This is a genomic window from Pseudomonas sp. NPDC089392 (genome assembly GCF_044749595.1).
Lineage (GTDB): Bacteria > Pseudomonadota > Gammaproteobacteria > Pseudomonadales > Pseudomonadaceae > Aquipseudomonas.
In genome coordinates, this window is record NZ_JBIVIF010000005.1 from 44584 (window position 1) to 53391 (window position 8808).

General features: G+C 62.5%; 10 protein-coding genes. 2 read left to right on the top strand and 8 right to left on the bottom strand.

Going from position 1 to position 8808, the window contains the following annotated elements:
- Positions 1-398: 398 nt before the first annotated feature.
- Together ACIP1G_RS07095 and ACIP1G_RS07100 are read left to right on the top strand one after the other, a co-directional pair.
- Positions 399-812: a DUF4398 domain-containing protein gene (locus ACIP1G_RS07095; protein WP_400734993.1), complete on the top strand. Its 414-nt coding sequence runs from the start codon at positions 399-401 to the stop codon at positions 810-812.
- Between the two features lie 50 nt (positions 813-862).
- The gene (locus ACIP1G_RS07100; protein ID WP_400734994.1) at positions 863-1654 is read left to right on the top strand and encodes an OmpA family protein; all 792 of its coding nucleotides are present in this window, start codon (positions 863-865) and stop codon (positions 1652-1654) included.
- A gap of 153 nt (positions 1655-1807) precedes the next feature.
- Here ACIP1G_RS07100 and ACIP1G_RS07105 read toward each other — a convergent pair whose 3' ends face one another.
- The 8 genes from ACIP1G_RS07105 to ACIP1G_RS07140 all read right to left on the bottom strand — a co-directional run.
- Entirely contained in the window at positions 1808-2134 is a 327-nt protein-coding gene (locus ACIP1G_RS07105; RefSeq protein WP_400734996.1) for a hypothetical protein, read from the bottom strand.
- The gene (locus ACIP1G_RS07110; RefSeq protein WP_400734998.1) at positions 2131-3054 is read right to left on the bottom strand and encodes an alpha/beta hydrolase; all 924 of its coding nucleotides are present in this window, start codon (positions 3052-3054) and stop codon (positions 2131-2133) included. Before ACIP1G_RS07110 ends, ACIP1G_RS07105 begins: the two co-directional genes overlap by 4 nt.
- The gene (locus tag ACIP1G_RS07115) at positions 3026-4303 is read right to left on the bottom strand and encodes a flavohemoglobin expression-modulating QEGLA motif protein (RefSeq protein WP_400735000.1); all 1278 of its coding nucleotides are present in this window, start codon (positions 4301-4303) and stop codon (positions 3026-3028) included. Before ACIP1G_RS07115 ends, ACIP1G_RS07110 begins: the two co-directional genes overlap by 29 nt.
- Positions 4304-4454: 151 nt before the next feature.
- Positions 4455-5003 carry a hypothetical protein gene (locus tag ACIP1G_RS07120; protein WP_400735002.1) on the bottom strand — a complete coding sequence of 183 codons (549 nt, stop codon included), beginning with the start codon at positions 5001-5003 and terminating at the stop codon, positions 4455-4457.
- A gap of 29 nt (positions 5004-5032) precedes the next feature.
- Positions 5033-5737: a TetR/AcrR family transcriptional regulator gene (locus ACIP1G_RS07125; protein WP_400735003.1), complete on the bottom strand. Its 705-nt coding sequence runs from the start codon at positions 5735-5737 to the stop codon at positions 5033-5035.
- Positions 5738-5945: 208 nt separating this feature from the next.
- Positions 5946-7448, bottom strand: coding sequence for a lysine--tRNA ligase (lysS, locus tag ACIP1G_RS07130; protein WP_400735005.1), 1503 nt, complete (start codon positions 7446-7448; stop codon positions 5946-5948).
- A gap of 92 nt (positions 7449-7540) precedes the next feature.
- Positions 7541-8636, bottom strand: a protein-coding gene (gene prfB, locus ACIP1G_RS07135; protein ID WP_400735007.1) for a peptide chain release factor 2 whose coding sequence is annotated in 2 segments (ribosomal slippage) — positions 7541-8563 and positions 8565-8636 — 1095 coding nt in all. Because the reading frame shifts where the segments join, the coding sequence is not laid out codon by codon here.
- A partial coding sequence (locus ACIP1G_RS07140) for a hypothetical protein (protein WP_400735009.1) occupies positions 8615-8808 on the bottom strand: 194 nt, incomplete at its 5' end. The genes prfB and ACIP1G_RS07140, both read right to left, overlap by 22 nt.

Below are 8808 nucleotides of genomic sequence, written 5' to 3' on the forward strand. Positions count from 1 at the left end.
GAACGCCTTGGCGCAAACCTCGATATCGCGTCGTACAAACAAGGCGGTCGCGCGCGCCCGGCACAGGATGGACTGGCCCGAAACAGACGTAAGAGCGGCTTTAGCCGCGAAGCGCCGCGCGGGCGGCGCTCGATCTCATAGGCGCTAAAAATGTTTCGGTGAACACCTGGCGGCGCTCGATCTACCAGGCGCTGAAAATCTCAAGGCATGCCCCCCAAATCACTCCCCCCGATCAGATTTTTCTGAACTATCCAAAAAACGCCTCAGTCACAGCGTATAGCCATCACGCTAAAACCCTGCACACCCTGCCGTTGTGCACCGTTGAGCTGAAGCGCGCGGTTTTGTCAGGGATTGAGCGATGGACTGCTACGGACATCGTCGTAAACAGGAGTGATCCAATGGAACTGACCACCAAGAAAGCCCGCATTTGCAACCCCTCATCCACGCATGTGCGCGGGTTCAAGCTGGCCGCGCTGGCCCTTGGCAGTAGCCTGGTCCTGGCCGGCTGTGCGGGCAACCCGCCTACCGAGCAGTATGCGCTCACCCAGTCCGCCGTGAATTCTGCCGTCAGCGCTGGCGGCACCGAGTTTGCCGCCGTGGAAATGAAAGCGGCCCAGGACAAGTTCAAGCAGGCCGAAATCGCCATGCACGACAAGCACTTCGACGACGCCAGGCGCCTGGCCGAACAGGCCGAGTGGGATGCCCGCCTCGCCGAACGCAAGGCCCAGGCGGCCAAGGCCCAGAAGGCCGTGCAGGATGCCCGCCAGGGCGTTCAGGACGTACGCGAGGAAGGCCTGCGTAGCGCTCAGTGAGCCCTGCCCCGCCAACCTTGGCTTTCGCACACGATCAAAGGATGAACACTATGCGTAACTCCGTCATGATTCCCGCCCTGCTGGCCCTGAGTGTCGGCCTTGCCGCCTGCTCGCACGACCCAAACGCCAACCTGGAAGCGGCCCGCACCAATTTCTCCGCGCTGCAGAGCGACCCGCAAGCGAGCAAGGTTGCGGCACTGGAAACCAAGGACGCCCAGGACTGGCTGAACAAGGCTGACAAGGCCTACATGGACCGTGAAAACCAGCAGAAGGTCGACCAGCTTGCCTACCTGACCAACCAGCGCGTCGAAGTGGCCAAGCAGACCATCGCCCTGCGCACCGCCGAAGGTGAGCTGAAGAACGCCGCGGCCCAACGCGCGCAGGCCAAGCTGGACGCCCGCGACGCGCAGATCGCCAAGTTGCAGGACAGCCTCAACGCCAAGCAGACCGACCGCGGTACGCTGGTCACCTTCGGCGATGTGCTGTTCGACTTCAACAAGGCTGAACTCAAGAGCAACGCTTATCCGAACGTCACCAAGCTGGCCCAGTTCCTCCAGGAAAACCCGGAGCGCAAAGTGATTGTAGAGGGCTACACCGACAGCGTCGGCTCGGCCAACTACAACCAAACCCTGTCCGAGCGCCGCGCCAACAGCGTGCGCATGGCACTGGTGCGTGCAGGCGTCGACCCGGCGCGTATCGTGTCCCAGGGTTATGGCAAGGAGTACCCGGTGGCGGATAACGGCAGCAACTCGGGGCGTGCGCAGAACCGTCGGGTGGAGGTGACTATTTCCAACGACAACCAGCCGGTGGCGCCACGTTCGGTGAGCCAGGTAAGCCAGTAAGAGCGGTTGGCTGAAATGACAAAGTCCCGCGATCCAGGCGGGGCTTTCTTTTGCCTGATCAGGCCTCTTCGCGGCTAAAGCCGCTCCTACACCGATCGTTGTAGGAGCGGCTTTAGCCGCGAAAGGGCCGGTACAGGCAGTAGAGAAAATGGCTTATTGCACCTGCTGCGGGGTTTCCTCACCCATGCAACGCACCGCGCGCTTGCGGTTGTCCACCAGCACGCCGGTCAGGCCTTTTTGCGCGGTGTCGAACAGCACCAGCACGCCATCGACGCACTGGGCCACTTGTGGCGCCGGGTCCAGCGAGACCTTGTAGTCCTCACCGGGGATTGTCTTGAGCATGGTGAAGTCCTGCAGCAACAGGGCATCCTCGGGCTTGGCGAAATGCAGGTAACCGTAATACCACAAGGCCCCCACCGTCACGATGATGCTGCCGACGCCGGTCAGGATCAGCGGGATGGCGTTGCGTTCTTCACTCATTGCTTGGTCTTCTCGTCAGGGTAGTTGGGCACTTCGGCCAGCCGCCGCAGGCCGTTGAAATGGCTGGGGTCGTCAAGGAAACGCAGCATCACCTGGCGCCACGTCGGGTCGGCGAAGGTCTGCACGTGGCCACCACGGGTCAGTTGCAACACCCGCGGCGCTGGCGCGTGCTGGTACAGGCGGATACCGTTGTCCATCGGCACCAGTTTGTCGTCGATGCTGTGGAAGAACAGCTTGGGCGGGCTGCTCAGTTGCTCAATCGAGCGGATCGCGCTGTCGCCGTCCGGTACCAGCCACGACAGCGGCACCTGCAACGGCCAGGTCATCCACGAGGTGCTGAGGGCAAAACGCCCCACCGCACGGTAACTGGCCGGTACGCCGTCGAACACCAGCGCGCTGAAGCGCTGACGCTGCTCGGGGTGAGCCGCCAGGTAGTGAATGGCCATGGCGCCGCCAAGGCTTTGCCCCAGTAGCACCAGCGGCTTGCCCCTGACCTCGGGCGCCTGGTCCAGCCAGGCCATGGCCGCAGCGATGTCCTCGTACACCTCAGGCAGGCTCGGCTCGCCCTCGGACAGGCCATAGCCCCGGTAATCGATCATCAGTACCTGGTAGCCCTGCTCCGGCAGCCAGTAGCTGCCGCCCAGGTGCCCAGGCAGGTTGCCGCCATTGCCGTGCAGGTGCAGCACCGTGCCCTTGACCTCGACACCCGCCTTGGCCGGCAGCCACCAGCCGTGCAGGCGGATGCCGTCTGACGTGACCAGGCTGACATCGCGGTATTCAAGCTTGGCCCGCTCGGGGGTGAACGCCTGGCCGCGATCGGGATAGAACAGCAGGCTGCTGCAACCGCCCAGCCCCAGCAGGACAAAGGCCAGGGCCAGCAGGCGGCAGCGCTCAGAGTATGTTCGCGTAGTCAGCTTCAATGCGATCCAGGCTCAGGTGGTTGAGGAAGTTGGAGAAGCACATCCAGGCCGACAGTGCGTTAAGGTCGCGGAACTGTTCGGGCAGGTACTTGGGCGGCTCGACCAGGCCTTCTTCGACCAACTGGCGCAGGGTACGCATGTCTTCCAGGGTGGTCTTGCCACAGAACAGCAGCGGGATCTGTTCGAGCTTGCCCTTCTTCACGGCCAACTGAATGTAGTTGTAAACCATGATGAAGCCCTTGAGATAGGACAAGTCCTTGGTGAATGGCAGGCCATTGGGCACCGAGCCACGGAACACCCGGCTGGCGTTGCTGTAGCTTTGCGCCATCTCGAAGCCCTGCTCGCGGAAGAAGCCATAGACCTGCATGAAATCGGCGCCCTCCTCGACCATGTGGATGGCGCGGGTGCGGTTGGTCAGCTTGCGCAGGCGGCTGGGGTAGGAGGCAAAGGCAATCACCTCCATGAGGATGGCCAGGCCTTCCTGGGTCACTGTCGACGAGGGCGGGCCCTTGGCCAGGAAGGTGCAGATGGGCTGGTTCTGGCCATTCAGTGTAGTGCCCACGTGAACCAGCCCTTCGTGCACTTCCAGGGCGCGCACGTCGCGGGCGTTGAACATGGCGTCGGCACGCACCTTGATGTAGTCGGCACCGGCCGCAGCATCGGCGACGATGCCGTCGGACTCGAACACCCGAATGGTTTCCTCGGCTTCGCCGAACACCTTGTTCAGCCGGCGCTGGAGAATGTCCACGGCCTCTTTGGCAGTCAGGTTCTTCGGCTCATCCTTGAGGTCGCCACGGCCGTCGATGTTATTCAGGTAGTCGGAGAACATCATGCCGAGGTCGGCCAGGGTCGGGTCACCGGCGTGGAAGGCATCAGAGGCCGCGCCGTACAGTTCCTGGGAGATCAGGCCGAAGTCTTCGGTGCCCCGCGCTTCGAGCATGCGCACCACCATGCGGTATTCGCGGCACATGCGCTTCATGATCTGCCCGACCGGGTTGAACTGGCCGAGCTGGCGAATGATGTCGCGCTCGATGCCCTGGAACTCGGCCTTGACCGCGCTGGAGTCGAACGACAGCGGGCGCGACTGGTAATAGGCGCGGTCGACCGCCGGCGGCTCCTTGCCCTTGGCCTTGAGGAAGCCTTGGCGGATGTTGTCGTCCCATTTCACCGCGTCCAGCACCCGGATCGGGGTCTGTGCCGCGACGATGCGGTCGGACAGGGCGCGGATGGTTTGCTGGTATTCGTCCACCGGGGACTCCTTATTCGAAAGGGCCAAGCTTTGCTATGCCTGTACCGGCCTCTTCGCGGCTAAAGCCGCTCCTACAACGACTGCATCAGGGCTGAAGGCTGTGATATCGATGTAGGAGCGGCTTTAGCCGCGAAGAGGCCGGCACAGGTAATTACTTGCCGGAACGCTGGAACCGCGCCACTTCAACGAACAGGTCGGAGTTGGCCGGGTCGTCCAGGTAGGCCAGTACCCGCGCCGACGGGCTGTCGATCAGCACGCCGTCACCGTTATCTTCCGGCACCTCGGTGCCACGCCCGGTCAGTTCCTTCTTGTCCACCGCCTGCTGCACCTGCTCGACATCCAGGTTGTACACCACCAGTTCCTTGCCATCGACGATGTCGAAACCACCGATCAGGAAGTTGCCACCCAGGCGCTTGGGCACACCGGCCGACAGGTACCAGCGGTTGCCGTGGCGCGACACGGTGAACACGTATTCTTCAGGGGCCTTGCCCTTGGCCGTGGCCACGGCCTTGTAGGCATCGCCGCCGCTACGGCTGATGGTAAGCTTCAGCGGCTCACCCCAGGCGTCCTTGCTGCTCCACTTGCCGAGCAGGGCCTTGGGCGCCGCCTGGTTGCTGGGCAAAGGCTCGTGGAAGGTCACCAGACAACCGCCCAGCAGCAGGAATGACAGAGTCAACAACACCACACTCCAGGCTTTCATCAGGTTCTCCTTGAAAAGTCGGTCTCGGCTCAGGCCGATGCCAGCACCAGCTGCAGGTATCGGGTAAGCATAGCGAGCATCTGCCCATCGGCTTGCGCATTCGCATCCTTGAGCAGGCCCTGATATTCCATCTGCTCGATAATCGCCGTCAACATTTGGGCGTCCTGTTCCGGTTGCCGCGAGCCTACCACCTGCAGCAATTGCCGGGTGCCGTGCAGCAGGATCTGCTCATGGGCGCACACCAGCTCGGCCAGGCGTGGGCACAGCAGCGCCTCCTGGCGGAAGGCCTGCTCGGCCATCAGGAAGTCACGGCGGTTGAGCAACTGGCGCTGGACGTAGTCGGCGGTCATGCGCGCCACCTCGTCAGCCAGCCGGGCCCGTGCCTGCGGGCTGCCATCACCCTGGGCCAGCAGCTCGCGCAACACCACCTCGGTGTTGGCCCACAGCTTGGCCATGTAGGCGGCGCTGCGCTCGACGTACTGGGCGAAGGTATCGGTGAGCAGGTCCTCGATATCCTTGAAGTAGTAGGTGGTGGCCGACAGTGGCACACCGGCCTCGGCGGCCACGGCGCGGTGGCGAACGCCGCGCACGCCATCGCGCACAACGATGCGCATGGCGGCGTCGAGGATCAGCTGACGGCGCTGTTCGCTGCCTTGGCGGGCAGTCTTGCGGCCTTGGTATTGCACGCTTTCGGCGACGGCGGTGGCGATGCCGGCGGCGCCCTGGTCAGGCATGGCGGGTGTCACGGGTGGGGTACCTCATGGGCAGTGTTTCTTCAGTGCCGGCCCTTTCGCGGCTAAAGCCGCTCCTACAAGGACCGCACAGCATTCAGGCCCTGTGCAATCCCTGTAGGAGCGGCTTTAGCCGCGAAGGGGCCGGTACAGACAACATAAAGCTTCAGGCAAGAAAAAGCCGCCTCGAAAGGCGGCTCGTTCAATTCACTCAGGCCTGCGGACGCATGTGCGGGAACAGGATCACGTCGCGGATGGACGGCGAGTTGGTCAGCAGCATCACCAGGCGGTCGATGCCGATGCCTTCACCGGCAGTCGGCGGCATGCCGTACTCCAGCGCGCGAACGAAGTCGGCGTCGTAGTGCATGGCTTCGTCGTCACCAGCGTCCTTCTCGGCCACCTGGGCCAGGAAGCGCTCGGCCTGGTCTTCGGCATCGTTGAGCTCGGAGTAGGCGTTGGCGATTTCACGGCCACCGATGAACAGCTCGAAGCGGTCGGTAACAGCCGGGTTGTCGTCGTTGCGACGGGCCAGCGGCGACACTTCGAACGGGTACTCGGTGATGAAGTGCGGCTGCTCCAGCTTGTGCTCGACCAGCTCTTCGAAAATCATCACCTGCAGCTTGCCCAGGCCTTCGTGGCCCAGAACCTTGGCACCGGCCTTCTTGGCGATGTCACGGGCACGGTCGACGTCCTGCAGGTCGGCAGCGGTCAGCTCAGGGTTGTACTTGAGGATCGAGTCGAACACCGACAGGCGCACGAACGGTTCGCCAAAGTGGAACACCTTGTCGCCGTATGGCACGTCGGTGCTGCCCAGTACCAGTTGCGCCAGCTCGCGGAACAGTTCCTCGGTGAGGTCCATGTTGTCGTTGTAGTCGGCGTAGGCCTGGTAGAACTCAAGCATGGTGAATTCTGGGTTGTGACGAGTCGAAACGCCTTCGTTACGGAAGTTGCGGTTGATCTCGAACACTTTTTCAAAGCCGCCAACCACCAGGCGCTTGAGGTACAGCTCCGGCGCGATGCGCAGGAACATGGCCATGTCCAGGGCGTTGTGGTGGGTTTCGAACGGCTTGGCGGCGGCACCGCCCGGGATGGTCTGCAGCATCGGCGTCTCGACTTCAAGGAAGTCGCGCTCGATGAGGAACTTGCGAATGTGCGAGATCACCTGCGAACGCACACGGAAGGTGTGGCGGGTTTCTTCGTTGACCATCAGGTCGACGTAACGCTGGCGATAGCGCTGCTCGGTGTCGGTCAGGCCGTGGTGCTTGTCGGGCAGCGGGCGCAGCGACTTGGTCAGCAGGCGCACGTTGGTCATCTCGACGTACAGGTCGCCTTTGCCGGAACGGGCCAGGGTGCCTTCGGCGCTGATGATGTCGCCCAGGTCCCAGGTTTTTACTGCGGCCAGGGTTTCTTCCGGCAGGGTCTTGCGGTTGACGTAGACCTGGATGCGGCCAGTCATGTCCTGAATGACCATGAACGAGCCACGGTTGAGCATGATGCGGCCAGCTACCTTGACCGGGATCGCGGCTGCTTCCAGCTCTTCCTTGGTCTTGTCCGCGTACTGTTTCTGCAGGTCGTTGCAGTAGCTGTCGCGACGGAAGTCATTGGGGAAGGCATTGCCTTTGGCGCGCTCGGCGGCAAGTTTTTCCTTGCGCAGGGCGATCAGGGCATTTTCTTCCTGTTGCAGGTCTTGCGATTCGGTCTTGAGGTCGCTCATGTCGTCATTCTTTCCATCAGGTATTCGTTGCCCTTGTCGGGCAGGGCACGCGCTACCGGCAATTGGCCGGTAGCGCGGCAGTGGTGTGCGGCTTACAGGCCCTGCTTGAGGCTCGCTTCCAGGTACTGGTCGATGTCGCCGTCCAGAACCTTGTTGCAGTCGCTGCGCTCGACGCCGGTACGCAGGTCCTTGATACGCGAGTCATCCAGCACGTAGGAGCGGATCTGGTGGCCCCAGCCGATGTCCGACTTGCTGTCTTCCAGTGCCTGCGAAGCGGCATTGCGCTTCTGCATTTCCAGCTCGTACAACTTGGCCCGCAGCATTTTCATGGCGGTGTCTTTGTTGGCGTGCTGGGAGCGTTCGTTCTGGCAGGCCACCACGGTGTTGGTCGGCACGTGGGTGATACGTACCGCCGAGTCGGTGGTGTTAACGTGCTGGCCACCGGCACCGGAGGAGCGGTAGGTGTCGATGCGCAGGTCGGACGGGTTGATATCGATCTCGACCTTGTCGTCGATCTCGGGCGAGACGAACACCGCCGAGAACGAGGTATGGCGACGGGCACCGGAGTCGAACGGGCTCTTGCGCACCAGGCGGTGCACGCCGATTTCGGTACGCAGCCAGCCGAAGGCGTACTCGCCCTTGATGTGCACGGTGGCGCCCTTGATACCGGCGACTTCACCTTCGGAAAGCTCGATGATGGTGGCATCGAAACCACGCTTGTCGGCCCAGCGCAGGTACATGCGCAGCAGGATGTTGGCCCAGTCCTGCGCTTCGGTACCGCCGGAACCGGCCTGGATGTCCAGGTAGGCGTTGTTCATGTCCATCTCGCCGCTGAACATGCGACGGAACTCAAGCTGGGCCAGGCTTTCTTCCAGGCCTTCCAGCTCGGTCACGACGTCGCCGACGGCGCTTTCGTCTTCTTCCTCGACGGCCATGTCGAGCAGGTCTTTGCAGTCAGACAGGCCATTGGACATCTTGTCCAGGGTCTCGACCACCTGCGCCAGCATGGCCCGCTCGCGGCCCAGGGCCTGGGCGTACTCGGGCTTGTTCCAGACGTTAGGGTCTTCCAGCTCGCGGTTGACTTCGATCAGGCGGTCATGCTTGTGATCGTAGTCAAAGATACCCCCGAATAGACTGGGAACGCTCGGTGAGGTCCTTGATGGTGTTCAGGATCGGTTGGATTTCCATGGGCTGGCTACTCGCACGAATTCGGTGAAAAGCCTGCGAGTATAACCGAGTCCGCCGCAGGGCGGCAGACCCGCCGGGCGGTAGCGTGTGAATAGCACATCCAGGAATTGCTCGGACTTTGTAGGAGCGGATTTACCCGCGAAGAAGGCGACGCGGTACATGGCACCGGCTG